General features: G+C 36.3%; 21 protein-coding genes, 1 other RNA gene and 1 pseudogene. 11 read left to right on the forward strand and 12 right to left on the reverse strand.

Annotated features, from left to right (window positions below; translation table 11 throughout):
- Window positions 1–13 precede the first annotated feature (13 nt).
- Window positions 14–2665: a type I DNA topoisomerase gene (topA, locus tag HMPREF9444_RS09665; protein WP_009144254.1), complete on the reverse strand. Its 2652-nt coding sequence runs from the start codon at window positions 2663–2665 to the stop codon at window positions 14–16.
- A gap of 21 nt (window positions 2666–2686) precedes the next feature.
- Entirely contained in the window at window positions 2687–3826 is a 1140-nt protein-coding gene (gene sohB, locus HMPREF9444_RS09670) for a protease SohB (RefSeq protein ID WP_009144255.1), read from the reverse strand.
- 360 nt (window positions 3827–4186) lie between these two features.
- On the opposite strand from sohB, the gene ssrS reads away from it, so the two are divergent.
- A non-coding RNA gene (gene ssrS, locus HMPREF9444_RS10855) (6S RNA) lies at window positions 4187–4369 on the forward strand.
- Window positions 4370–4611: 242 nt separating this feature from the next.
- Here ssrS and HMPREF9444_RS09675 read toward each other — a convergent pair.
- From HMPREF9444_RS09675 to HMPREF9444_RS09685, 3 genes are all read right to left on the reverse strand, one after another.
- Window positions 4612–5616, reverse strand: coding sequence for a GGGtGRT protein (locus HMPREF9444_RS09675; RefSeq protein WP_009144256.1), 1005 nt, complete (start codon window positions 5614–5616; stop codon window positions 4612–4614).
- A gap of 14 nt (window positions 5617–5630) precedes the next feature.
- Window positions 5631–6329 carry an iron-sulfur cluster assembly scaffold protein gene (locus HMPREF9444_RS09680; protein WP_009144257.1) on the reverse strand — a complete coding sequence of 233 codons (699 nt, stop codon included), beginning with the start codon at window positions 6327–6329 and terminating at the stop codon, window positions 5631–5633.
- Between the two features lie 146 nt (window positions 6330–6475).
- Complete coding sequence (locus tag HMPREF9444_RS09685) at window positions 6476–7072, reverse strand: DUF533 domain-containing protein (protein ID WP_009144258.1); 597 nt, start codon at window positions 7070–7072, stop codon at window positions 6476–6478.
- A gap of 243 nt (window positions 7073–7315) precedes the next feature.
- Here HMPREF9444_RS09685 and crp point away from each other — a divergent pair, with 243 nt between their 5' ends.
- From crp to HMPREF9444_RS09700, 3 genes are all read left to right on the forward strand, one after another.
- Window positions 7316–7957, forward strand: a complete 642-nt coding sequence (gene crp, locus HMPREF9444_RS09690; protein ID WP_009144259.1) for a cAMP-activated global transcriptional regulator CRP — start codon at window positions 7316–7318, stop codon at window positions 7955–7957.
- A gap of 52 nt (window positions 7958–8009) precedes the next feature.
- Window positions 8010–8537: a 3-hydroxyacyl-[acyl-carrier-protein] dehydratase FabA gene (gene fabA / locus HMPREF9444_RS09695; RefSeq protein ID WP_009144260.1), complete on the forward strand. Its 528-nt coding sequence runs from the start codon at window positions 8010–8012 to the stop codon at window positions 8535–8537.
- A gap of 332 nt (window positions 8538–8869) precedes the next feature.
- Window positions 8870–10078: a hypothetical protein gene (locus HMPREF9444_RS09700; protein ID WP_009144261.1), complete on the forward strand. Its 1209-nt coding sequence runs from the start codon at window positions 8870–8872 to the stop codon at window positions 10076–10078.
- A gap of 412 nt (window positions 10079–10490) precedes the next feature.
- Here the strand turns inward: HMPREF9444_RS09700 and HMPREF9444_RS09705 are convergent, their stop codons facing one another.
- Complete coding sequence (locus tag HMPREF9444_RS09705; protein WP_009144262.1) at window positions 10491–11834, reverse strand: Y-family DNA polymerase; 1344 nt, start codon at window positions 11832–11834, stop codon at window positions 10491–10493.
- A 206-nt stretch (window positions 11835–12040) separates the two neighbouring features.
- Here HMPREF9444_RS09705 and HMPREF9444_RS09710 point away from each other — a divergent pair, with 206 nt between their 5' ends.
- On the forward strand, window positions 12041–12841 hold the full coding sequence (locus HMPREF9444_RS09710) for a M48 family metallopeptidase (RefSeq protein ID WP_040909516.1): 801 nt from the start codon (window positions 12041–12043) through the stop codon (window positions 12839–12841).
- A gap of 101 nt (window positions 12842–12942) precedes the next feature.
- Here the strand turns inward: HMPREF9444_RS09710 and eno are convergent, their stop codons facing one another.
- From eno to HMPREF9444_RS11465, 3 genes and pseudogenes are all read right to left on the reverse strand, one after another.
- Window positions 12943–14229 carry a phosphopyruvate hydratase gene (eno, locus tag HMPREF9444_RS09715; RefSeq protein WP_009144264.1) on the reverse strand — a complete coding sequence of 429 codons (1287 nt, stop codon included), beginning with the start codon at window positions 14227–14229 and terminating at the stop codon, window positions 12943–12945.
- 84 nt (window positions 14230–14313) lie between these two features.
- Window positions 14314–15096: a ParA family protein gene (locus HMPREF9444_RS09720; protein ID WP_009144265.1), complete on the reverse strand. Its 783-nt coding sequence runs from the start codon at window positions 15094–15096 to the stop codon at window positions 14314–14316.
- A 211-nt stretch (window positions 15097–15307) separates the two neighbouring features.
- A pseudogene (locus tag HMPREF9444_RS11465) lies at window positions 15308–15379 on the reverse strand (hypothetical protein); the annotation flags it as partial.
- A gap of 377 nt (window positions 15380–15756) precedes the next feature.
- Between HMPREF9444_RS11465 and HMPREF9444_RS09725 the strand changes: the two are divergent.
- On the forward strand, window positions 15757–16872 hold the full coding sequence (locus HMPREF9444_RS09725; RefSeq protein ID WP_009144267.1) for a polyamine ABC transporter substrate-binding protein: 1116 nt from the start codon (window positions 15757–15759) through the stop codon (window positions 16870–16872).
- A gap of 66 nt (window positions 16873–16938) precedes the next feature.
- Here the strand turns inward: HMPREF9444_RS09725 and HMPREF9444_RS09730 are convergent, their stop codons facing one another.
- The 3 genes from HMPREF9444_RS09730 to HMPREF9444_RS09740 form a co-directional block, all read right to left on the reverse strand.
- Window positions 16939–18828 carry a hypothetical protein gene (locus HMPREF9444_RS09730; RefSeq protein WP_009144268.1) on the reverse strand — a complete coding sequence of 630 codons (1890 nt, stop codon included), beginning with the start codon at window positions 18826–18828 and terminating at the stop codon, window positions 16939–16941.
- 71 nt (window positions 18829–18899) lie between these two features.
- Window positions 18900–20018: a DNA polymerase III subunit gamma/tau gene (dnaX, locus tag HMPREF9444_RS09735; protein ID WP_009144269.1), complete on the reverse strand. Its 1119-nt coding sequence runs from the start codon at window positions 20016–20018 to the stop codon at window positions 18900–18902.
- 3 nt (window positions 20019–20021) lie between these two features.
- A complete protein-coding gene (locus tag HMPREF9444_RS09740; protein ID WP_009144270.1) occupies window positions 20022–20594 on the reverse strand; it encodes an adenine phosphoribosyltransferase in 573 nt (190 codons plus the stop codon).
- Between the two features lie 261 nt (window positions 20595–20855).
- Between HMPREF9444_RS09740 and HMPREF9444_RS09745 the strand changes: the two genes are divergently transcribed.
- From HMPREF9444_RS09745 to HMPREF9444_RS09765, 5 genes are all read left to right on the forward strand, one after another.
- Window positions 20856–21551 carry an HAD family hydrolase gene (locus tag HMPREF9444_RS09745; RefSeq protein WP_009144271.1) on the forward strand — a complete coding sequence of 232 codons (696 nt, stop codon included), beginning with the start codon at window positions 20856–20858 and terminating at the stop codon, window positions 21549–21551.
- A 2-nt stretch (window positions 21552–21553) separates the two neighbouring features.
- Complete coding sequence (locus HMPREF9444_RS09750) at window positions 21554–22678, forward strand: porin (RefSeq protein ID WP_009144272.1); 1125 nt, start codon at window positions 21554–21556, stop codon at window positions 22676–22678.
- A 43-nt stretch (window positions 22679–22721) separates the two neighbouring features.
- Window positions 22722–23513: a DUF2057 family protein gene (locus tag HMPREF9444_RS09755; protein WP_187363667.1), complete on the forward strand. Its 792-nt coding sequence runs from the start codon at window positions 22722–22724 to the stop codon at window positions 23511–23513.
- Window positions 23514–23665: 152 nt separating this feature from the next.
- Window positions 23666–24931, forward strand: a complete 1266-nt coding sequence (gene sstT / locus HMPREF9444_RS09760; protein WP_009144274.1) for a serine/threonine transporter SstT — start codon at window positions 23666–23668, stop codon at window positions 24929–24931.
- Between the two features lie 472 nt (window positions 24932–25403).
- The gene (locus tag HMPREF9444_RS09765; protein WP_040909517.1) at window positions 25404–25658 is read left to right on the forward strand and encodes a hypothetical protein; all 255 of its coding nucleotides are present in this window, start codon (window positions 25404–25406) and stop codon (window positions 25656–25658) included.
- The last annotated feature ends 421 nt before the right edge of the window (window positions 25659–26079 follow it).

Raw genomic sequence — 26079 nt, forward strand, 5'->3', positions numbered from 1 at the left:
GCCTTTTAACCGATTATTTTTTAGATGATTTTTGAACTGTCTGTTTTTTCTTTACCGTAGATTTTTTTACTACAGGTAAATTTATTTCCCATTTTTCTTCTTTTTCATTGTAAAAAGCAGTCCACCCGGTAGGCTTCCCGTTAGACTCAGTCATCAAATATTGTTTTTTAACCTTTCGCGAAAATCTTACTTCTGCAGGATTTCCGTTTTCATCGGCTTCAGGGCCGTCTGCCAAATAATAAAATTTTGGTGAAATTCTATCTCTAAAGCGCTTGAGCTCTTTTACCAAAACAGGACGGGTTTCACGTACTTTAGGGAAATTATGCGCAGCCAAGAACAATCCGGCAGCGCCGTCTCTTAAAACATAATGGGAACCTGGCGTTTTACATTCTAGCTCCGGTAAATCAACGGCCGGCTCTTTAGGCGGTGCAACTTCTCCGCTTTTTAAAATTTTACGCGTATTACCGCATTCGGTATTGGTACATGCCATATATTTACCGAATCGCCCGTCTTTAAGAACCATTGGAGCTCCGCAGCGATCACACTCGATAACAGGCCCCTGATTCTGTTCTGCAGCAAAATTCCCTTCTTCAAGAACAGTTCCTGAACAAGCAGGAGAGTTAGCGCAAACATAAAGTTTGTGAGAATCATCAATAAAGAAAGCATCCATAACAGAGCCGCATATTGGACAGCGCTTACGTTTACGCATCAACTCTGCTTCATCTGTTTCAGACAAATCTTTTTTACTAAAGTCATTAAGATCAATTTCCTTTAAATTTAAAGTCTTTTTACACCGTTTATCTGCAGAAACCGTCTTATCATAATAACCTTGGCAGGCAAGAAATGTACCGGTACGCCCGGTATGCAATGCCATCTTGTACTTTCCGCACTCGGGACAAATCAAATCAGTCACGATTGCCTTATTTTCCGGCATACCGCCTTCACTAGCAGGCTTTTTGGCTTCTTCCAAGGTCTTGCTGAAACGACCGTAAAACTTATTCAGACTATCAATCCAATCAGCCTTACCGCTTGCAATCTCATCAAGATTATCCTCCATTGATGCGGTAAAATTAAGATCCATTAATTCTTTAAAACTCTTGCGAAGTCTATCTGTAACGATTTCTCCCATCTTCTCAGCATAAAAACGTCCGCGTTCAATCTTCACGTAACCGCGATCCTGTATCGTACTGATGATGGCAGCATAAGTAGAAGGTCTGCCGATACCATCTTTTTCAAGCTCTTTTACTAAAGTGGCTTCGGAAAAGCGAGCCGGAGGCTGAGTAAAGTGCTGCTGCGGAATAATTTCTTTTAACTTAAGGATCTCTCCTACACAGACTTTAGGCAATAGATTGCTGTCTTTAGATGATGAAGGCAAAGCAGCTCTGAAACCTTCAAATAATACGGTTTTGCCGCTAGTTCTTAACAAATAGTCACCAGCCTCAACACTTATTGTGGTAGTTTCATAAGTTTGCGGAGCCATTTGACAAGCTAAATATCGAGCATAAATCAAAGCATATAAACGCTGCCCGTCCCGATCAACCGATGCCGGCAAATCTTTTGCTGAAAGTTCAGGGTGAGATGGCCGTATAGCCTCATGAGCTTCCTGTGCTGATTCTTTTGATTTATAAAAATTAGGTTTTTCCGGCAAATATTCTTTTCCGAAATTCTTTTCAATCTGCTCGCGTGCAGCACTTATTGCCTCTGCTGACAAATTAACACTGTCAGTTCTCATATAAGTAATAAGACCGTTTTCATAAAGGCGCTGCGCAACCATCATAGTACGTTTTACAGAAAAACCCAATTTCTGATTAGCGCTTTGCTGCAAGGTTGATGTGGTAAACGGAGCTGGAGCATGAAGCGAACCTTTTTTAGCTTCAACCTTTGCTACCTTAAAAACATTTACTTTTAATTCATCTTTAATAAAGTTCGCAGCTTTTTCATCAGCTATTTCAAGCTTTTTGCCGTTTTTACTTATAAGCTGCAATTTTAAAAATGCTTCGTGTGTTGTTAGAGTATCGGCATCAATAGTCCAATATTCTTTAGGAATAAATGCCTTTATCTCTCTTTCTCTGTCAACAATAAGCTCAACAGCTACCGATTGAACACGACCTGCAGACAGACCTCTTGCAACCTTAGTCCATAAAAGAGGAGAAACCATAAAACCAACAACGCGATCTAAAAAACGTCTGGTCTGCTGCGCATTAACCAGATCCATATTAATGGTACCTGGATTTTCAAAGGCTTTATTAATAGCGGCTTTTGTGATTTCAGGATACTTAACACGTAAATAACGATCTTTTTTACCGCCTAAAACCTCACGTAAATGCCAGGCAATTGCTTCTCCCTCACGATCCAAGTCAGTTGCCAAATAAACTTTATCGGCATCTTTTGATAATTTTTTTAATTCACTTACAACATTTTCTTTACCAGGCATAATTTCGTAACGTGCCTGCCAATTATTTTCAGGGTCTATTCCCATTCTGTCAAAAAGCGGATTCGTTTTCTTATCTTTAGCCGTAGTTTTTTTTCCACGTCCTGACGACGAGCTTACCGGTAAATCCCTTATATGTCCGACACTCGCCTTTACAACAAAGTCCTCTCCCAAATAACGATTTATAATTTTGGCCTTAGAAGGAGACTCAACGATAACTAAAGACTTACTCATCAGCTTACAACCTTATAATTTTTAACGTATTCCTGTAAATTCGTCATCTTTTGCAGATAACAAAAGCTTACCGATGTCGCTCTTTATATGTTTTAGCAAAATTAATTGTTTAAGTTTAGACAGTAACGACCTTTTTTGCTTGCGGGCGCACATAATTTGCAGAGCGCAACCATAAGTTTGTGCTACTTTTTTACTGATATATTCATCAGAAGTAGCTATTTCATCAACCAGTTTTAATTTAAGAGCATCACTTGCAAGCCAATACTCACCTGTAGCAACTTCATCAATATTAATGAAAGGACGGTACTTTTGTACCTGCTCTTTAAAACGGGCATGAATGGCTTCTAACTCTTCTTTGAATTTTTTTCGACCTTCCTGTGTGTTTTCTCCGAGCATTGACAGCGTACGTTTATATTTGCCTGCTGTTATTTGTTCATACTCGACATCATATTTATCAAGTACTTTTCTAAAATTAGGGATTCCCGCTATAACCCCTATCGAGCCGATATAAGAAAAAGGCGCCGCTACAATATGATCGGCTACTGACGCCATCAGATAACCGCCAGATGCTGCAACACTATCTACAGTGCAGGTAAGTTTTATGCCGCGATCTCGGATCCTTGCAAGTTGTGAAGCACACAATCCGTAAGAATTTACCATACCGCCAGGTGATGTTAAATTTACTATAACTTCGTCCTTTGGGGTTGCTACATCTAAAATTGCATCAATTTCTTTGCGTAATTTTTTAACTTCATTACCCTTCGTTGAACCGACAAAATTTACTACATATAAATTCTGCGGACAAAAAACACCTTCATCTTCAAGTTTTTTTAAATTCTCAATAAAACTTTGACGATCCTTTATTTTCAAATCTTTATCTTCTTTTTTATCTTTTTTCTTCTTTTTCTTTTCATCAAGCGACGCAATTTTCTTATCAGGATCATAGACGCTCAAAGCTTTTACCATAGACTTCTTGCGTTTTTCATAAACCGACTTTAAATCACGGATAATTAGTTTGGAGTCTGCATACGTTGAAGGATTTTTTTTACCTTTTGATTTTAAAACAGCAGCAAAGACCAAACCGACAGGTATTGAAACAACCAAGATGACAATCAGAGTTTTTAAGAAAAATGAGAGTAAATCAACGAAAAAAGGAACCATTCTTGACCTTAATTTTAATTTAAGCAAATTCTACTTATATTAGTAATAACGTTAATTAAGTTATCTTGCAATATCCAAAATAAATCTTTATTAAGAATTTAAAAGAAAACTGCTCATTTTTAATCATAAACAACTAAAAATGAGCACTATAAAAATCTGCCAAGCAGATTTTACCTATTTACTTACAAAAGAAAAATAGTCAATGCAAAGCTTTAAAATAAATACTACAAACAGATAAGTAAAGAACTTTTTGATAATTTTGTATCACACATGTAAATTACATTAATAAATTCATGAAAACATTGAAACATCAACGTTTTTTTGATAAATTAGCATCCAAGGTAATTGAGTTACCTAAAAATTTCCCTGGGGTGTTGGCCAGTCGCATTTACCCTGAGCCGATAATACCAGATCGGGGCGTCTCCCTGGTGATTGTTGTGCAGGCCTGCTTTTTAGTACAGGAAGCCTTATTTCATCACAGGTGCTCCACTTGAACTTCATGGTTCAAGGAGTCATATCGACAGCGGCACTTCCGGGGTCCTATAAAAAATAAAACACAAAATCATATAAGTAGCTAAGCTGTCTTCTTTATTGCTTTTTTATTCTAACCATAATCATCCCACCATAGCGCACGAGAGAATTTCCTTTTATTTAAATAATTGCTCATAAAGTTATAAAGAGCAAAAGATTTTCTGAATTTATACACAAAAATAAAAAACCCGCAGAACTCGAAATTTATCTCGATATCAACGGGTTTTTAATATATGTTTAAAAGTTTCTACAAATTACTTGTTTTTCAAAGCTTCAGAAACTGCAACGGCAATTGCTACGGTAGCACCAACCATCGGGTTGTTGCCCATACCTAAAAAGCCCATCATTTCTACGTGAGCAGGTACGGAAGAAGAGCCGGCAAACTGGGCATCTGAATGCATACGACCCATGGTGTCGGTCATACCGTAAGAAGCAGGACCTGCAGCCATGTTGTCCGGGTGAAGAGTACGGCCGGTACCGCCGCCTGATGCAACGGAGAAGTACTTCTTACCCTGTTCAACACACTCTTTCTTATAAGTGCCGGCAACCGGATGCTGGAAACGAGTCGGGTTGGTAGAGTTTCCGGTAATAGAAACGTCAACACCTTCTTTATGCATAATTGCAACGCCTTCACGGACATCGTCTGCACCATAGCAACGAACAGCGGCACGCTCACCGTTAGAGTAAGCGATTTCACGTACAATGTTTAACTCGCCGGTGAAGTAATCGAACTTGGTCTGGACGTAAGTAAAGCCGTTAATGCGAGAAATAATCTGAGCAGCATCTTTACCAAGACCGTTCAAAATAACGCGCAACGGAGTCTTACGAGCTTTATTTGCATTACGAACGATACCGATAGCGCCTTCAGCTGCAGCAAAAGACTCATGACCGGCCAAGAAAGCAAAGCACTTGGTCTCGTCACGAAGAAGCATTGCACCCAAATTGCCGTGACCCAAACCTACTTTACGATCCTCGGCAACAGAGCCGGGAATGCAGAAAGCCTGTAAACCGATACCAATTGCTTCAGCTGCATCTGCGGCGTTTACACAATTTTTCTTAATTGCAATAGCTGCACCTGCAGTATATGCCCAGCAAGCATTCTCAAAGGCAATCGGCTGAATTTCACGAACCTTGTCATACGGATTGATGCCATGATCTTTACAAATCTGCATGGCTTCATCCAAAGAGGCAATACCGTTCTCGTTTAAAACTTTATTTACTTTGTCAATACGACGCTCATAACTTTCAAATAATGCCATTTTCAGTACACCTCTTATTCTTTTCTCGGATCAATGTACTTGGCAGCGTTATCGAACTGTCCATAGTGTCCACGGATCTTGGCGATTGCGTCAGAGCCTTTCATGTCGGGATTAGCTTTGAGCAAATCGATAAGTTTGCCTAAGTTTACAAACTCGTAACCGACAATCTCATTCTGCTCATTTAAAGCCAAACGAGTTACATAACCTTCGGTCATTTCGAGATAACGTGAGCCTTTTGCTCTGGTACCGAACATAGTGCCAACCTGGCTGCGAAGGTTCTTGCCCAAATCTTCAAGCGAGGCACCAATAGGGAGACCGCCTTCAGAGAACGCAGTCTGAGTACGTCCGTATACAATCTGCAGGAATAATTCACGCATTGCGGTATTGATAGCATCGCAAACGAGATCGGTATTTAAAGCCTCAAGTAAAGTCTTACCCGGAAGAATTTCTGAAGCCATTGCAGCAGAGTGAGTCATACCGGTGCAGCCGATAGTCTCGACCAAGGCTTCTTCAATAATACCGTCCTTAACGTTCAAGGTGAGCTTGCAGGTGCCCTGCTCAGGAGCACACCAGCCGATACCATGAGTAAGGCCACTGATATCTTTGATTTCTTTTGCCTGAACCCATTTGCCTTCTTCAGGAATAGGAGCAGGACCATGATATGCGCCTTTGGTGACCGGGCACATATTCTCTACTTCTTTTGAATAGATCATTGGTGGTACCTAAACTTAATGCTGTGTTTTATATAAATTTTATTACCGAAAAACGAACGTCTTTATATCCGTTTATTAGGCCCCCATATAATACCACGGATAAGTCATTCAGATAAGAGAGCAAAAGCGAAGCTTTTAAAGAGATCTCAAAACTGCGACGAATTTACGAACTTTAAAGCATCAATCTCAATTTTTTTCTGAAGTGAAGGCGTGATTTCTAAAGTAGCAGCAAACAGCTCTAAAAAATGCCGTTCCATGAAATTGTCTCCCTGCAAAATCATTGCTGCAATAAAATAGGCATCCACTGCTTCTTCTTTAAAAAGTATTTTGGAAGATATTTTCCTAACATCAAGATCTTCTGTAAGCATAGTATCGACTATACCGTACATATCCTCTTCTTTAGCAAACTTTTTCAAAACACTGATTATCGAATTGTGCTCATCTTTATCAATTTTTCCATCGGCACGACTGGCAAAAATCAAAGTCCGCAGTAGAATCTCAAAACAATCATCGCTAATCGACCTTTTTTGCAAAACATCTCTGCCGCCAATCACATCCGTACAGCGCCTTTGTATCCATTTTTCACATAAAGAAATTGCTTTAGATGTAATTAAAGAGTTTTTTGGATCTGTTTCTTTCGTAAAAGCAGTGTCTAAATTACGATAATATGCAAATAACCCGGATGAAGCATTTTTATTAAAATCACGCATACTCTGCGCATTATCATCTTCAATATTTTTCATAATTATTATTTTAAAATTATATTAATTTTGCATTGATTTATTTTCAAAGTTATCTGATTATTAGATTATATCTACAACAGAACAACATTTATTTTAAAATTTGATCAAAATTTTTGCTCAAATTTTGATCAGAGTAAGGTTTTAACGGCTTCTACTGTTAAATCTGTGATGAATTCTGTTATTATCAAAAAAAAATATATTTTTACCTTTAAACAATAAGTTAAGGTCATATAGCTATAAATTATGAGCAGTATTATAAAACCGCAAACAGACAGCACTATCAGCTGGTTCATAAGCCAGTGCCACATCCATAAGTATCCTGCTAAAAGTTCAATTATGCACGCCGGAGAAAAAGCCGAAACCTTATACTACATTGTTAAGGGATCGGTTGTTGTCTTAATTAAAGATGCCGAAGGGCGCGAAATGATTCTTACCTACTTGAATCAAGGTGATTTCATAGGAGAAGTAGGACTTTTCGATCAATCTGAAAACCCAATCAGAACTGCTTGGGTACGTGCAAAGACTCAATGTGAAGTTGCAGAGGTTTCCTACAGCAAATTCAAACAATTAGTTCAAGTTAACCCCGAAATCTTAATGCGTCTATCTGCTCAAATGTCTCGTCGTCTTGCTGCGACATCAAAAAAAGTCGGTAACTTAGCATTCCTTGACGTGACTGGACGTATTGCTCAAACCTTAATCAATTTAGCGCACCAACCGGAAGCTATGACCCATCCGAATGGAATGCAGATTAAGATCACTCGCCAAGAAATAGGACAGATTGTAGGCTGCTCAAGAGAAACTGTCGGACGTATTCTTAAAATGATGGAGGAACAGCATCTTATTACAGCTCACGGCAAGACTATTGTTGTTTTTGGTACTCGCTAATCATTAAAAAAGTCCGCACGGTCGGACTTTTATTATTTAAAGGAGTTTATTAATGGCTTCACTGCTTGAACGCGGAATCCATTCTTTTTCAAAAGAAGATTTATTAGCCTGCAGTCGCGGCGAACTTTTCGGACCCGGCAATAGTCAGCTTCCTGCTCCCAATATGCTGATGTTCGACCGAATTACACATATAGATGACACTGGCGGAGAGCATGGTCTTGGTTTTATTCAGGCTGAACTTGATATAACACCTGATTTGTGGTTTTTCGCATGTCATTTCCCGGGAGATCCTGTTATGCCGGGTTGTCTCGGACTTGATGCCATGTGGCAATTAGTAGGTTTCTTCCTTGGCTGGCGCGGAGGCCCCGGAAAAGGGAGAGCCCTTGGCGTTAACAAAGTTAAGTTCAAAGGTGAAGTTATAGATAGTTGCAAGCTTGTTACCTATGAAATCACTATAAAACGCATTATTGAACGCGGAAAATTGATTATGGGTGTAGCAGATGGAAAAGTGTTTGCTGACGGCAAACATATCTATACTGCGGAAGATTTACAGGTAGGATTAATTCCTCCTGCTAAATAATTATTATTTATTACTTTATAAGTAGGGCCTCTTATTTAAGATAAGCGGCCTTTATTTTATGTAATAGATTCCAGCAAAAAATTAAATATATATTTATTAATACATTATTTTATAAAGAAAAAATATTTACAGTTTTAGAATTAAATTAAAATCCGTATATATCTAATAATAAAAATTATTATAATTTTTATGTTTATATAAAATTATTTGACTTTTGTTTTTTTATCAGTATATTTACGCTTACTCATATAAAACAAACAATTAACTTCATTTAAGTTATTGTATTCCCAATCCATTTAAATTAGATAATATTAATTATATATAAATATAAAATGACTAATTATTCTAATAAATTTACTCATCACAAACTTTTTGCTGATCGCGCTGATAGAATAGATATTTCCCCACAAAGAATAACAGACTGCTCACAAAGCGACCTATTTCTACCACCCCAAATAAAAAAAGATAATCATTTTTCTTCAGAAAAGAATCTAAATTACAAAAATTTTTATTACGACTTATCCGGCAAAGATCTTAACATTCACGTCGCATATTCAATTTACAGATCCGTTTCATCTCATATTCCTATTACTTTATCGCAATATGTTTATTTCACATATCTTTTAAACAAAAAAAGATTTCCTCGATTTCAACTGTTTTTAAACAGATATGCCGAATATGATCCTTGTGCTAACAAACTTACTGCTAAAACCGGTAATGAAAATTTTATAAACTCTTTAAATTTCGGCAACTTTAACATAAATACAATAGCCAATTACTTTAATAAATCAGAAAGAAATCCCTATTTATTACTGGCAAATTTATGCAATCCCAATAAAGGCTTTTTTCAAATTATTGAAAATTTCATTCGCGATTTTGCATACGACAACTTCTCGTCTTTCATTTTATCCGGAGAATATGAGCTTAAACTTCACTTAAGCAAAATCATGTTAATAGCCGGCGTACCTTACGGAAACATATACAAAGCCACCCGTATATCATTTAGAAAATTACATGAACTTATAGAAGAAACAAAGACGGCAGCAGTTTCTGATAAGAAATTTAACCGTGGATCTAATAAATTATGTTTAAGTGCCTGTGATCACCCGGCAAAAGCTTTATTTTGCAACATTATGATAAGTTTTTATCAAATGGGCTTTAGAGTATTACATAATCATAATTTATCTACTCCGTTAAATGAATCCGGACGACATAACTCGCATTTAATAGAACACACTTTAGCTATTGGCGCATATATGTCCGGCAAAACAATTTTTAAACGTATAGATTTTTATAAACCTTGGCACGGAAAATCACACTTTATTTTCTTTCCTTCATATGTAGAGTTTTTCTCTATTTTAAAACTGTTTTTAGAGAAAAATTGCGAAAGTTTAGTATGTGGTGACTGCGGAACACATTACGTTTATTTTGAAGAACTGCATAATGAATGGTTTAAAATATTAAAAAGCAATACATTTAATACTTGTCCTTACTGTCGTTCTTCTCAAATAGATAAGATAAAAAATTATAAATTCTTTTAATAAATATTTGTTATGTCTCGAACTAAAGACCAAAGGCATACTGCCAAATAACAATTAATGATGTTTTAAATTATGACGAACTCTTACGGCAAACCTACAGCAACTCAGACTTTGATAAATCTTCTGCCATAAATGATCCGTGCAGCATCAAAGTAAACGTTTTTATTACATCTATACTTTATTATTGAATTCTCAACAATGCCATTTTCTTTATTGCATGATGGCCCTGCTTTCTAATATTAGACAATATATTACTGTAAGAAATAATAAGGTTAACTAATAAGTTCTTTGTATAGAAAAACAAAAATGAACTGGCTTATAATTCAATTAATTTTCGGAAATTTCTTAAAATTCTACATAATGCAGATGATCTATTTTGAAAAACACATTCACATTACTAGAAAATAAAATATTATTTTTCTTTGTTTTCCTCTATTGCATAAGAAACTTCAGGCAAATTATAAAAATCAGCAAACGATTTGGATAAAAATTGGCGATTTAAATATTTTTTATCTTTTAATAAACCGCCTTGGGCTCCTAAATAAACAGTATTGCTTATTCTGCTATTCAACACATCAAGCGCCTGCATCAACGAATCTGCTTTCTGTTGTGAACCGATTTCAGGAGCTCTACAAAACAAATCACTTTGTTCTGTACGGGTAAAAGAAAAATCAGTCAAAATCACGCCGGCCTTCATATATTCATATCCCGGACGATACATTAAATCCAAAGCTTTTTTAGCTGCATTTATGAAATCACGCGTATCATTGCTAAGATACGGCAAAACTATTGTCTCATCTGCAGAGTATTTCGCCTTGCTGCCATATAGCGATGTTCTTATATGAAAATGAAGACATTTACAATATTTTTGCTGACTCCTTAACTTTTCAGCAGCTTTAACAGTGTAATTAGCCAAAGCCTCAAAAATTTCTTCCTTGGTTAACAATCTTTCTTTAAAAGATCGTGACCACATAATCTGGGATTGATTTTCTTCAGAAATATCTTCAACAATACAATTAATCCCGTTTAATTCTTTAGCTGTTTGTACTGCATTTATATTAAAATCTCTGCGTAATTTATTAAGATCTATCTGAGCAAATTGCCATGCTGTAAAAATGCCCATAGATTGAAGTTTTAAACTAAGCCTTTTACCTATTCCCCATATTTCTGACACAGGATTATTTTTTAAAAGAAAAAGTCTGGCTTTTTCATTTAATCCTGAAAAATAAGCACCGGAACGTTTTACTTTTCTTTTTGCATAATAACTTGCAAGCTTTGCTAATGTTTTCGTCGTTCCAATACCTATTCCAACCGGGATCCCTAAAGAATAAGCTAACGTATTTCTTACTTTGCATGCCAAATCTTTTGCACTTTCCTCTGTAGCTTTTTCTAAATAAATAAAAGACTCATCTATAGAATATTGTTCGACATGCGGACACATACTTTCCAAAGTTTTTACCACCCGACTGGAAATATCCAAATACAAATTAAAATTAGAGGAAAAAACCACTATATTTTTAGAATCTATTAAATTTTTAATTTTAAATACCGCCTCTCCCATTTTTATGCCTAAAGCTTTTGCTTCATCTGATCTGGCCACCACACAGCCATCATTATTAGAAAGAACTATTACCGGTTTAAAATTTAAATCAGGATGAAGTAAACGCTCACAAGAAACAAAAAAATTATTGCAATCCACTAATAAATATACGTGACAAAATTCTTTGCACAAATCTTCCTGATAAAACGAGAACATAATTAAAACCAAAAGAAGCTAACTTGCGATAATTAATATAACAATCAGTCTACAAAGAATACATAATTATTTTTAAGTTTTTTTTAAAATGATTTACACGTAAATCATGATAAGATATTACAGACATATAAAAACTTATATAATAAAAACAAGAAGTTAATTTTATAAATATCACTATATACAGCAATAAAAGGACCAATTTTTCCATGAAAAAACTGCTTATCGTTTTATTTTTTATCACAACTCTTAGCAGTTGTACTTATACAACATTATCCGGTTTTACCAATTACAATCGATCTCAATTAATGCTGACTTCTGCGGACCAAATCAATACTCAAGCTGATCAAGCTTATTCACAAGTAATAAAACAAGCAAAAGATAAAAAACTTTTAAACACAAATAAACAAACAACGGCAAGAGTAAAGCGTATTGCTAATAAGCTTATAGCAGCCACTTCCGCTTTTCGTCCTGACGCCAAACAATGGAATTGGGAAGTCAATGTAATTACCAGTGATACTGTAAATGCTTGGTGTATGCCAGGAGGTAAAATTGTCGTTTATTCAGGTATCATTAACAAATTAAAACTAACTGATGATGAAATAGCCATTGTGGTCGGTCACGAAATAGTTCACGCTCTGCGCGAACACAGCAGAGAACAGCAAAGTCGTGAAATGATAAAAAGCGGTATTATAGCTATAGCTGCCATAATGGGAGCAGATCGCGGAACATTAGCTCTTGGCAACACCGTAGCCAATCTAGGTTTCTCCTTGCCATTTAACCGCCAACAAGAAACAGAAGCTGATACAATCGGTTTAGAGCTTGCATACCGGGCCGGTTTTAATCCTGATGCTGCGGTAAGTGTATGGCAAAAAATGAGTAAAATGGGAGGAGAGCAACCTCCTGAATTTTTAAGTACTCATCCGTCTTATGAACACAGAATTGACAATTTGCAGCAAATTGCCAACCAATTGAAATTAATGAAGAGAAAAAACAGCTCCAAAATCTGATAAAAAACTTGTCAAGAAAAAACCTCACTTATCATAAACCCCGCTATTTGATCACTTAATCGATAACGGGGTTTTATATAGCAAAAAACTCTAAACAAGAACTACAGTTTTATTGAATAGAAGGAATTTCTTCCTCCGTAACATACAGAAGAGCCAAGTTCTTCTTCAATCCTTATAAGTTCATTATATTTTGCCAAACGATCAGAACGCGACAAAGAACCGGTTTTAATTTGTCCGGCGTTGGTACCTACTGCTATATCAGCAATAGTGTTGTCTTCCGTTTCTCCGGAACGATGCGAAACAATTGCTGTATAACCGGCTCGCTTAGCCATTTCAATTGCTTCAAAAGTCTCCGTTAAAGTTCCAATTTGATTTATTTTTATCAAAATAGAGTTTGCGACTTTTTTATCTATTCCTTCACGCAAAATCTCAGGATTTGTTACAAACAGATCATCTCCTACCAATTGACATTTTTTACCGAGTCTATCAGTAAGTTTTTTCCAGCCGAGCCAATCACCTTCAGCAGCACCATCCTCGATAGAGATTAGCGGATATTTATCAACCCATGACTCTAAAATATCAATCCAAGCATCAATTTCATAACTCTTTCCTTGCTTTTTAAGAGCATATTTGCCATCTTCATAAAATTCTGATGAAGCACAATCAAGCCCTAAAAATATATCCTTACCTGGGACATATCCTGCTTTTGTTATAGCTTCAAGGATAAGTTCTATCGCTTCTTCATGAGAATTAATCGATGGAGCAAACCCGCCTTCATCACCTACTGCGGTTGTCATTCCTTTTGCATTTATAATTTTACGCAGAGTATGAAAAGTCTCAGCACCATAACGAACCGCTTCCTTTAAAGATGGAGCTCCGACAGGAATAATCATAAACTCCTGTAAATCAAGATTATTATTAGCATGAGCACCGCCATTGATGATGTTCATCATCGGTACCGGCATATTCATTTTGAAGCTGCCGCCAAAATATCTATATAAAGGTAAACCTGATTCTTTTGCTGCTGCCTTAGCTGCTGCTAAAGATACTGATAAAATAGCATTTGCGCCTAAGGATGATTTTGTTTTTGTTCCATCTAAATCAATCATTGTTTTATCAATCAACACCTGATTAGTTGCATCAAGACCAATAAGCGCTTCTTTAATTTTAGTATTTACATTATTAACTGCTTTTAAAACACCTTTTCCCTCAAAACGTTTAGCATCACCATCACGCAACTCTATAGCCTCGCGTATTCCGGTAGATGCTCCAGACGGAACGGAAGCTCTTCCGAATGCTCCTGACTTAAGGAACACATCGCACTCAACAGTAGGATTTCCGCGACTATCAATAATTTCCCGTGCTTTGATATCTGTTATGGCACTCATTTTAAACCTCTTTTGTAAGTTTTAACTAACTTATGTTAGTTTAACCTAACCAATAAAAACTTTAAAGACTACTGCATATTTTTATTAATTATGACGAAGCCAAAACGGACTTTTATAAATAAATTCAGAGCATAACTTTCTAAATGCCTTAGCAGCAGGACTATCCGGCATGGCGGTTACAAGAGGGCGACCTAAAATAATACTTTCATCAAGAGATTTATCTTCGGGAATAATAGCTTTAAATACATTTTTTCTAAATATTCTTACTACTTCATTTTGAATTTCATTTAAAACAGATTCACCATTGCTTCCATAACTGCGTAAAATCCCAGCCAAAACAGCATGACAAAGACCTTTTTCTTCTAAAGAATTTACATACTCAACCACTGTACTTAAAGCAGATGTGGAGTAATATTCACAAGGAAGAGGAACGATAAAAGCGTGACTTGCGCATAAAGCATTGAGAGTTAAAACATCAAAAGTCGAAGGACAATCTATAAAAATATAATCATAATTTTTATTAAGAACATCTAGTTTTCTTTTTAAAGTCAAAAATCCTTCTTTTTGATTATAAAGAGCCACTTGAACAGCCACTAAATCATCAGAAGCTTTTATAACATCCAAATTAGTATTTGCGGTTTTCTCAACAAAGTCATAAATATCATCATCTGCAATAAGAGCTCCGGCAAAACCTAATTTGGGATCTTTTTTAAGACCTAAAGCTAACGAAGCACTTGCGTGAGCATCTAAATCTACCAATAAAACTTTATATGCAAGATCGGCAATACCTGCTGCAAGATTAACTGCCGCAACAGTTTTGCCGCTACCGCCCTTAGGATTAACAAATGATGTAATTAATGCTGTCATTTCACTATTCTTTTTTAATCATGATATCCTCATCATACCTGTCCTAAGACATCTATTCCACTCATTCATAGCTCATCGTGATCAAATTAATTGACGTTCCGGACTAAAGGCCTGAGATCCTTCCGCAAAACAACAATACTGTTGTAAGCTGCAGCTGGTTCCTACTGCCGACATCCAACGAGATTTTCTTGTCGAGATATCCGGGCAAATCCTACCCTTCTGATATGTTTTGTGCGGCATTGTGGTCGACATTAGCCTCATACCTGCACTTTACGCACTTGAATTCTGTCTGCTATTTGAGCTGATCTTTTTTTAACAAATTGATACATAATCTATATTGCCAATCAATTATGAACATTCTTTTACAAACAAATTTTGCCATATTGTTAAAGATCTCTGCTGTAAAATAATTGTGATTTCATACTTTGGGCTGTTAATGAAATAATTTGTTACAATGATTCTCGCATCATAATGATGCAAAATTTTTTTGCCGCAAATAAGCGGTAAAGACATAGTGCAAATTCTTTAGTGACGATACTCTTTCTGTGTTTTTTCTTCTATCGTCAATGTATTTGCCTTATAAAGCTTGTCTTATATAAGTATTTACAAAAGCAAGTATTTTCCTATAATTCAAAAATTTTGCTTAAACGAGGTCAATTAATGAAAAACGTAAAATACTGCTTATCCGCTGCTCTTTTAACAGCTTCAGCCTCTTGCGTTTTTGCAGCGGATTTGAATATATGGAACTGGAGTGATTATATTGCTGAAGATACAGTTGATAACTTTATAAAAGAAACAAAAATAGATGCCAACTATGTTTTATTTGATTCCAATGAGCTGGTAGAAGCACGACTTCTGTCAGGCAGCTCAGGGTTTGATGCTTGTATGATGACAAGCTATTATGTACCGCGTTTAGCAAAAGCTGGTGCGATTGAAAAAATTGATAAAACCAAAATACCTAATTGGTCGCATTTGGAAGAAAAACGCATGAAACTGCTTGCAACATTAGATCCGAATAACGATTACGCATATCCCTACACTGAAATTTCGTTAGGAATAGGATACAACAAAGAAAAAATTGCTGAAATTTTCGGACCTGAGTATAAAGTAGATTCTTGGGATTTTCTCTTTAAAAAAGAGAATTCGGATAAATTAAAAAAATGCGGTATCGCTGTTTTAGATTCGCCTATAGAAATAGTATCTGCCGTAATGCATTATTTAGGAAAAGATCCAGCATCAGAAAAATCCTCTGACTATAAAGAAGCAAAAGCTTTATTAACCGCTTTTGCTTCAAATGTAGCATATTTTCATTCTTCGCGTTATATCAATGATTTAGCTTCTGGAGAGATCTGTGCAGCTATAGGATATTCTGGCGATATATTGCAAGCAGCCAACCGCGCAGCTCTTGCCAATCAAAATTACACTATAGAATATACTTTCCCCAAAGAAGGCAGTCTTTTATGGTTTGACTGCTGGACAATTCCGCGCGGAGCAAAAAACAAAGATAATGCTTATAAGTGGTTTAATTATCTAATGAAAGATGATGTGGCCAGCAGCGTTTCCAATGAAATCAAATACATTTTGCCGGTAAAAGGAGCAATTAATTTGCTTTCTGACAATTTAAAAAATAATCCTAATGTCAATTTAACCGATGAAATGTACTCAAAAGCATATTTTCCGCAGACACCTACATCAAAAGTATCAAGAATAACCAATCGCATTTGGAACTCAATGAAATTAAATTCTTCTGCAGAAGATGAATCCGGATGGAATTAATATTAACTTGATATACTAACCTTGGCCGCACAACATATAGCGGCCTATTATTTTATATTTATCTCATTAGTGAACATCAGTATATAAATCTATACGCATCTTGTATAAATCTTCACCAAGATCATTTAAAAGCTCTGTAAGTTTACGATTAGACAATAAAGCATTTCTCGTTGCATTTAATTGTTTGATAAACAAAGCACAAGCCTGTAAATAAGGGCACCCTTCCGGAGCTTGAGAAGTTAACTCAATATCAATATCCACCGGTTTTGAGTTGGATATTGAGAACTTCGTTACTAAATTATGTTTCCAAGTTGGATCGGTAGCCAACAATTTAAAATCATCACTTATATATATAATCCACTTATTCGGATCCGCCTCATTTTGTTTTCTAATAGTGTACAGTAAAGCTGCAAAATCCGGCCCTGACGAATAACCGGCTTTTAATATTGTTTGATACCAAGGATCAATTTTCGCTACTTCATCTAAAAAATCATTGGGCTCTAGCAAGCGTTTTCCTTTAAAAGATAATTGATTTTGAAAACTTTGCTGATAAGCATTTTGAACCTGCTGTTTTGAGACTTTCGCGGGATTGCCGTCTTGAATTTCATTTACAACAGCATCTTCAACATCAGCATAAAACAACATATCCTGTGAATTATCAAGAGGCATATCAGTGTAATCTATTTCACTATCATCAACTGAAATTTCAGAATCTACTTGTTGGTTTTCAACTTCATCTGCCTCATTTAAAAGGATCTGTTGACCATGCTTATCTGATAAATCATTATTTTCTGAAACAGGCAAATTAGCTGCATCATTACCTTTTTTATAAACATCTTGCTCTTTAAAATATAAAGCACGTTTATCAATAGCAGCCTTTTGAATTTGCTTTAAAGCAAAATTCAAAATTTCTTCCTTAGAAGTTTCTTTTAGTAATTTTGTATTACTATAATTTTTCCCTTTAGGAATAATTAATTTACAACCAAAATCCGAATCAGAAAAAATAATATCTTTGCAATTTAGCGGTGATTCATCATCAAAAGGATCACTTTCTATTGTTTTTAATGTATATTCGCAAGCTGCGCCATGATCTGTAAAAGAGTTTTCGCTCTTAATATGCTTTAAACTAAAATCATCTTGAGTATTTAAACCTTCATTTGAAAATTTTATTTCTTGTGCCTTTGCTATTATTTCACTCTTAAGTTTATTTTTCTGCTCTGCTTCATCGGGCGCATACTCAAGATCTTCATCAATAAAAAAGTTATCGCTATTTTTATCCGATTGTTTCTCTTCTAATGCTTCATTATTTACTGCACTTTGAGCTTCGCTTTCAGACTTACTTATAGAATCATGCGACACGTCCAAAAGAGATAAAGATCCATTGTCATCATCTTTATCTTCTAACTCTTGACTATTATCCAGATCTATTGGGGCCTCTTGAGGAGCAACTAAAGATAAGGCAGAAACATCTCCGCCTGAAAAAGGATCATTTAAAAATACCTCCTTATCCTCAACCATATTTTTTGCATAAGAAGATCTTGATTCTTGAGGTTGTACTGAACGTCCTAATTCGATTCCTAAAGAGGTAATTTTAGCAAGCTGACCGGATATTCCATCTTCTTTAACATTGACTTCGTGATCTTGCATAATTTGCAAAGCTGAAGTTATATCCGTTAAATAATTGTTTATATCCTCAGCCAATGATAAAAAATCTTGATCTTTCTTATCAAAAGAAGAAGCACTAGTTATTTTTCCTAAACCTTCCTTAACTGATAATACTCCACTGGTATTTTTACTTTCAGGCGATAATATTTCTGTCTCAGTTTGTGTTTTAGTAGAAGTTGATGTCTTAACTATCACATCAGATTTAAGATCAGAATTTTCGGCAAGAAGCTTCAAAGAGGCAGTAACATTATCAAGATTTAGCTTATGATTTGCCGTAGGAGGTTTGGGCAAATTATCTACCTGATATTGTAAAGTTTTAGATTGTAATGATACGTAATCAGGTGTTATAGGATTGTCTTCACCTATCCATTCTTTTTTTTTTCAGGTGAAAAAGCCAAAAGGCGCAGGAGTGTCATCTCAAAAGCACTCTTACCGTCCGGAGCTGCAGAATACTCTTTAATACCCTCAAGAACAATCTGATAGTAAAGCTGTACACTTTCAGGTGAAAAAACTTTTGCGTAAGTATTTAAAATATCCTGTGGTAATGTAAATACGCCAAGAGCGTTATCACCAATCATCTGATACAAAGCCAAATCATGAAAGGCTATGGCAAGATCGTCCAATACTGCTTTAAAATTAGGTGAAATCTGAGCGAATTTAGATAAAACACCAGCTAAATTGGCCTCAGTTTCCGGAGCTAACAGATCAATAATTTCAGCAATCAATCCATCCCCAGCAGTACCTAGCATGGTTATAACACTCTTTCTTTCAAGAGCCCCTGATCCTAATGCTATCGCTTGATCACACAACGATAAGGCATCTCTCATACTCCCTTTAGCTGCTCGTGCAATCAACTGAGCTGCTTCTATTTCACAAGGAACACCTTCTGTTGCTAAAATCGAGATAATGCGATTTTTAATTTCATCAACGCTTAAAGCTTTAAGCTGAAACTGCAGACAGCGAGATAAAACCGTAGTAGGGATCTTATGAGGATCCGTAGTAGCCAAAATAAATTTCACATACGAAGGCGGCTCTTCCAAAGTCTTAAGCAAAGCATTAAAACTATTGTTAGTAAGCATATGCACTTCGTCAATAATATAAATCTTATATCTGCCAGTAAGAGGAGGATACTGAGTATTCTCGAGCAACTGACGAGTATCATCTACTTTAGTTTGAGAAGCTGCATCTATTTCTATAACATCAGGATAATTTCCTGCAGCTATCGCTTTACAGGCATCACATTGCAGACAAGGTTTAGACGTTATTCCTGTTTCACATTCAAGGCTTTTAGCGATAATTCTGGCAATTGTAGTCTTACCGATACCGCGAGTTCCCGTTAAAAGATAAGCGTGATGAATACGCTTTGCGTCAATAGTATTGCACAAAGCACTTAAAACATGATCTTGCCCTACAACATCTGCAAAGGTTTGCGGACGATATTTACGCGCTAATGCCTGATATTCGCCTATCTTCTCTGACATAAATCAGTGTCCCGGAAACTCTACTAGAGAAAAAGTTTCTATATTGTAATCATTTTTAATTTTAACAGCCCCGCCCAAATCAAAAAGCTCAATGACAAATGCAGTACAGACAATCTCAACATCAAAATGTTTACACAAACGAATCATGGCTTCAGCAGTTCCACCGGTTGCCAACAAATCATCTACGATAAGCACTCTTTGTCCGCTTTGCAATGCATCCTCAGTTATCTGCAAAGTACTTGTGCCGTACTCCAAATCATAGCTCTCTTCAAGCGTTGAACGCGGTAATTTACCTGGTTTTCTTGCCATAGCAAAACCGGCATGAAGGCGCTGGGCAAGAGGTGCTCCGAAAACAAAACCTCTAGCTTCGGCCGCAACAACCATATCTATTTTTTCGTCTTTAAATGCCTCATACAACATGTCTATACTTAAAGCAAAAGCATCTTTATCTTGACATAACGAACTAACATCACGGAATAAAATTCCCGGTTTCGGAAAATCAGGAATATTTTTTATAGAGTTTTTCAGTTTTACAACTTTTGCTTCAAATTCTCTAATTCTTGCTTTATAAGACATAGTTCACCGTTCTTAAACTATTGCATATCTATATAATATACAAATGCCTTTTACTGAAAATTATAAGCTTTATTCTTTATAGAACAAAAATGCACTTTTTGTGAAAATAAACTGCTCTTTAAATTAAAAATAAAGCAAAATTCATATGTTTTTAAGCTTTAAGCCGCAAATGCTGAAGGTGTAGTTATACAGCGATTTTCAGTAAAAATGCTTTATAATTATAGGAATTAATAATCTAAGAGACAAGAAAAAAGAAATCTCATGGCTGAAGCATCTAATAAATTACCGTTTCAAGCAATACTCTTCGACTTAGACGGAACATTGCTTGACACGGCATACGACATAATGGACGCATGTAATCATACTTTAATCAAATTCGGGTTTAATCCTGTTGCTGAAAATATTCTGCGTACCAAGGTTACTGCCGGCATGAGAGAAATGCTCAAACTCGGAATACCAGAACATCTCCGCAGCTCTGTTGATATTGAAGGAGCAATGCGTAATGAATTTGCGGCATATTACACCTCTCATATCTGCGATCGAACTCAAGAATTCAACGGTGTTGAGTCATTATTCGAAAAACTTCAGCAAAACGGAATAAAAACAGCTGTTATTACAAACAAATATGAAAAGATGGCGCACAAAGTGCTTTCTAGTTTTACCTTTAGTAATAAATTAAGTCTTGTTTTAGGATGTGATAGCACAAAACATTCAAAGCCGCATCCTGAACCTCTGCTTAAAGCCCTTGAAAAAATTCAGACACCTCCCTCTCAAAGCTTATATGTAGGAGATCATCTTAACGACATACTGGCCGCCAAAAATGCCGGTTGCAAAAGCTGTGCCGCTCTTTGGGGTTACGGTCAAAATGAATGCGGTGACGCTTCAACTTGGAACAGCGATTATAAAGCTGATAATATCGAAGATTTAAGTAAACTCATTTTTAACCCGTTAAAATAAAAATGAAAACATTAAAACTTTCCGTTCTGACATTATCTTTGTTAACGCCGTTTTGCACGTTTTCTGCCAATGTTTACATAACTGAAAACAGTTCTTTTGATGTTTTCGGCAGAGTTCAAGCATTAGTTATGAACGGTGATGGAGCTTATCCTGATTACCCCAGTCCAAATGCGGCCGGCGATAATTCAATAGTTGCCACCACGCGTTTTGGTATTGCCGGAAGAACTAAGCTTACCCATGGACTTGACGCTATTATGATGGGCGAGTGGGATATGCCGTCTACTACCTCAGGACGAACACATAATAGATATCTATATGTCGGAATTGATGCCTACCAATACGGCTCATTAACTGCAGGCACAGGAGACGGTGCTTTTTATACCGTAGCGGGAGCTACTGATATCTATCACTATCTAAAAACAAGAGCCAACGATTATTTTGTCATGGGGGATCAGCTTCCCGGTCAAATAATGTACTCTTTATCAGGATTAGGATGGGATCTGCGTATCTCTTATCAAACAGCAAATGAATATATAAACGATACACCGTTTTCCATACGCAACGCAGCCGGAATCGCCATATCGGGAAAACTTACTCCTAAAATAACAATAGCCTACGGTATCGACTATTACGACCTGACTTATCAAGGAGGTCAGTCCAGTATTGCCATGGACAATTACTTTAGTCCGATGCTTAAAAATGACTATAACCTTTCTGAGGCACAGATTAAAGATTTTTCCAAAAACCATCGTCCCGGACATAAATATGATTATGGTGTTGCCCTATCGTATGGATTTTTAGGTGAAGGACTCTACGGGGCCTTTGTTTTCACTGGAACTGATTATGAATATTTAAAGCATCAAATTTACACTTATGATTTGGCTTTAAATTATTCCTTTGCAAACGGCATTGGTATTGCAGGAGGATACAGTCTGCAAACATATAATGGGGATGCTACGGTATCCGATTTAAATCTGAGCCTATACTACAAAATTAATCCTTCATTTAAAGTATTTGCAGAAGCACAAATAGATTTAAACGCAGATCCGTTGAAACTATACGGAGAAAATGCAGTCCAATACGAAGCTCAAGACAAATTTGTCCTAGGTGCAGAGTATGATTTCTAAAAAAATGCTAAGATCAGCTCATTCAAAAATAAGAGAGATGAAAATGACTAATTTCAATTCATTTTTAAAAATAGGCGTTACAGCATGCGCTTTAACTTTTGCAGCCAATGCTTTTGCTGATGCACAATTTAAAGTTCCTACCTACTATTCAATTGAATTAGTTGACGGTTCAACCAACCAATACAACTATAGCAAATTTAACAGAACCATTACTCTTTCTCCCGGTCGCCATCAAATCGTACTGCTTTTTGAAGGACAATTCGGCTCCATGAGTGAAGGAAGAATGATTGAAGCGGCTGATCCTATCGTTGTCGAAATAAGCGATATTCAAGACGGAGAAACTTATACTTTCAAGTATGAGATACCACGCGACGAAGATCAGGCATCCAAATTTGCCCGTTCTCAAAAAATTCAGCTTACAGATCTCGACGGAAATGCTATTCCTGAAAGTAAAGCAAGTTACTACATCTTAACATCTGAATCAGGTTTTGCGATTTTGCGTGATTATCGCCAAGATCTTATGTCATTAAACCGCCTGTATGCCCCTAACTACGTAGAAGGCTCAAAACGCGGTATAGGCATGACCGCATATGGAGCTCCAACTATTCAAGCTGATGCTTCAGGAAATATTCTTAACAGCGGAGCTGCTCATTCTAATATGGCAATGGCTGCTCCCCAAGTTTCATACGAGCAAGAATCAAATCTTGCTACCTCTTCAGTTAACGGCGGAGCTGTTAACAGGGGTTCAGCTGCTTTTAGACAATTAGTAAAAATGTATGAAAGTGCAGATGATAAAACTAAGCTTGAATTTGTTAAATATGTAATGTCACATTAACTTTCTTAAATTTTAATAAGGCTTCATTATTTGAAGCCTTTTTTATTTGATCTGTTGCACTATTTTAGTACATGGTTAGCTTATAACAAATTTTTTAACTACTATAATAAATCTTAATTAACAAAATTACTTTTAAGCAAAAGGGAAAGAAAATGTTAGAAAATATCAATCCACGAGCTCCTTTATCACAAACTTTAAATAAAATTCCATTTATACTTCAAATCGTAATAGGATTAATAATTGGTATCTTTCTTGCTTTTATTTTCCCGAACGACAAATCAATTATCCCAACATTCGGAACTCTTTTTGTTAAAGCACTAAAAGCTGTTGCCCCAATCTTGGTTTTTGTCCTGGTTTCATCTGCAATTGCTCGTCACAAAAAAGGACAGCAGTCAAATATGAAGCCTATTATTGCTTTATATTTCATCAGCATGCTTTTATCAGCAACTTTAGCTTTATTGATGAGCTATATTTTCCCAAGCTCTTTTAATATTTTGTCCGAGCATGTTGATAATGTATCTGCTCCTCAGGGTGTATCTGAAGTTATCATTAATTTTATTAATCAAGCGATCGATAACCCTTTTACTGCCATGATTAACGGCAACTATATTGCCATATTAATTTGGGCTATCTGCTTAGGTCTCATGTTCAGAGCTGCCCACGATAATACTAAGCGAGTACTTGAAGATCTTGCACAAAGCATCTCCGGTGTTGTTCGTATCGTAATACGTTTTGCTCCATTAGGTGTTATGGGCTTGGTTTATTCGTCATGTACAGCCGAAGGCGGTTTTACCAACCTGCTTAACTACGTCCACGTAGTCTGCGTATTACTCGGCACAATGCTATTAATCGCTTTTGTTCTTAACGCTATTATTGTCTTTATTGCTACTCGTGAAAATCCCTTCCCTCTAATTTTAACTTGTATTACAAGAAGTGCAGTAACTGCTTTCTTTACTCGTTCTTCTGCAGCAAATTTACCGGTCAATTTAGAATTATGTGAAAAACTCAATTTACCGCGTGAAACATATTCAATTTCTATACCTTTAGGCTGTACCATCAATATGTCAGGAGCTGCTGTTACCATCGTAATTATGACTATGGCTGCGGTACATACTTTAGGCATTGAAGTTGATTTCGGTTCTGCACTTTTGATGTGCATCTCCGCTGTTCTTTGTGCTTGTGGAGCATCAGGCGTCGCGGGAGGATCTTTAATGCTTATTCCTCTTGCCTGCTCTATTTTCGGTATCGGTAACGATATTGCTATGCAAGTTGTCGGTATTGGTTTTATTATCGGTGTTCTTCAAGATTCAACAGAAACAGCTTTAAACAGCTCGACTGATGTATTATTTACAGCAGCTGCCTGCAAACGAGCAGAGAGACTCAAAAAAGCAAAAGAAGCAAAAAACACTTCCGAATAATTTATTATGACTATATTAACCGGCGCTCAATACGCCGGTTTTATTTTCTCTTTTTTTACCTTCTATATTCCCTCTGCTTTAATACTTTTTCATTCTTAAAAATTACAGTGCAGTTTTTACAAAAAAACTACACTTCTGTAAATATTTATACAAAACTCACTGTCGCCTAATACGGCCTCAATAAACAGGATTAAGCCCTGTCGTAAATCAATGTCATAATGACAGATAACGGACGAAGACAGCTCCCGTCCTTTATATTATGTACTTCAAAGGCCCCATTACGAACATGATTGAATGCTCTCAACAACGCTGTAAAAATTATCCGCATGGAAAAAGTGCATACAAAAGTTGGATTTATTTTTTTAATTCATGATACATAAAGATTGTCATTATTGACTATCGGGCCTATACCCGCCGCAAGTGCATCGAAAATACTTTTACCACGCTTAAAAACTGCATACAGCTTAAGCGTTTGCGCGTTAGCTCAGAAGAATCATTGTGCAGTAAATGCTTTATCGAATTCATCGCTCTTACACTGTATGCTTTTTTATACCGCAGACTTGAAGGCTCGGGAAAATCACGGCAGGAGCTGCCGCATCATACTCTTACCGGCATTATGGATGAACTGCGCGGGATAAAAGAATACTACTTCAATGCCACTCATGAGCACGTGTTAAATCCGTTTTGTCCAAAAAACAGCGGGAATGCCTGGATTTATTTAACGTGAAATATCCTAAGTCCTATTATGATAATGAGCTTGCCGAAGCTAACCGCAGAAAAGAAGCACTCAAACCGCACGAGGATGATTTGCGCAGAGAAATCTAAAAGAGATTTTACCCAAAATTTACAGTCTAGGTAAAAAGCTGATTTTTAATTTCTCCTGCCGGATTTAATTTTATTGTTTTTAAAGTATTTTTTATAACTTGAGCACATTTTTTTTATTAAATTTCTAGGTAAAATAATATACCTAGAAGGTGATATTTATGTTAAAGGCTCCCGAGCTTCCCAAGCTCTATTTCGTTAGGTCCGGAAATTACACTTACGCCCGCATGTACCGCAATGCCTGGCAGGATAAAAAGTCCGGCTCCGGCAAAACTGCGGTTAAAACTCATACCTGAAAAATCTACATAAAAAAGCACATAGATCCT

This window comes from Succinatimonas hippei YIT 12066, assembly GCF_000188195.1.
Lineage (GTDB): Bacteria > Pseudomonadota > Gammaproteobacteria > Enterobacterales > Succinivibrionaceae > Succinatimonas > Succinatimonas hippei.

Coding starts and splice junctions, on each gene's coding strand:
- HMPREF9444_RS09710 (WP_040909516.1), top strand. CDS start 12,041: ATGAAAAAACTGCTTATCGTTTTATTTTTTATCACAACTCTTAGCAGT.
- HMPREF9444_RS09675 (WP_009144256.1), bottom strand. CDS start 5,616: ATGGCATTATTTGAAAGTTATGAGCGTCGTATTGACAAAGTAAATAAA.
- HMPREF9444_RS09700 (WP_009144261.1), top strand. CDS start 8,870: ATGACTAATTATTCTAATAAATTTACTCATCACAAACTTTTTGCTGAT.
- dnaX (WP_009144269.1), bottom strand. CDS start 20,018: ATGTCAGAGAAGATAGGCGAATATCAGGCATTAGCGCGTAAATATCGT.
- sstT (WP_009144274.1), top strand. CDS start 23,666: ATGTTAGAAAATATCAATCCACGAGCTCCTTTATCACAAACTTTAAAT.
- HMPREF9444_RS09720 (WP_009144265.1), bottom strand. CDS start 15,096: ATGACAGCATTAATTACATCATTTGTTAATCCTAAGGGCGGTAGCGGC.
- HMPREF9444_RS09705 (WP_009144262.1), bottom strand. CDS start 11,834: ATGTTCTCGTTTTATCAGGAAGATTTGTGCAAAGAATTTTGTCACGTA.
- eno (WP_009144264.1), bottom strand. CDS start 14,229: ATGAGTGCCATAACAGATATCAAAGCACGGGAAATTATTGATAGTCGC.
- HMPREF9444_RS09745 (WP_009144271.1), top strand. CDS start 20,856: ATGGCTGAAGCATCTAATAAATTACCGTTTCAAGCAATACTCTTCGAC.
- sohB (WP_009144255.1), bottom strand. CDS start 3,826: ATGGTTCCTTTTTTCGTTGATTTACTCTCATTTTTCTTAAAAACTCTG.
- HMPREF9444_RS09725 (WP_009144267.1), top strand. CDS start 15,757: ATGAAAAACGTAAAATACTGCTTATCCGCTGCTCTTTTAACAGCTTCA.
- HMPREF9444_RS09755 (WP_187363667.1), top strand. CDS start 22,722: ATGACTAATTTCAATTCATTTTTAAAAATAGGCGTTACAGCATGCGCT.
- HMPREF9444_RS09685 (WP_009144258.1), bottom strand. CDS start 7,072: ATGAAAAATATTGAAGATGATAATGCGCAGAGTATGCGTGATTTTAAT.
- HMPREF9444_RS09750 (WP_009144272.1), top strand. CDS start 21,554: ATGAAAACATTAAAACTTTCCGTTCTGACATTATCTTTGTTAACGCCG.
- HMPREF9444_RS09740 (WP_009144270.1), bottom strand. CDS start 20,594: ATGTCTTATAAAGCAAGAATTAGAGAATTTGAAGCAAAAGTTGTAAAA.
- HMPREF9444_RS09680 (WP_009144257.1), bottom strand. CDS start 6,329: ATGATCTATTCAAAAGAAGTAGAGAATATGTGCCCGGTCACCAAAGGC.
- topA (WP_009144254.1), bottom strand. CDS start 2,665: ATGAGTAAGTCTTTAGTTATCGTTGAGTCTCCTTCTAAGGCCAAAATT.
- crp (WP_009144259.1), top strand. CDS start 7,316: ATGAGCAGTATTATAAAACCGCAAACAGACAGCACTATCAGCTGGTTC.
- fabA (WP_009144260.1), top strand. CDS start 8,010: ATGGCTTCACTGCTTGAACGCGGAATCCATTCTTTTTCAAAAGAAGAT.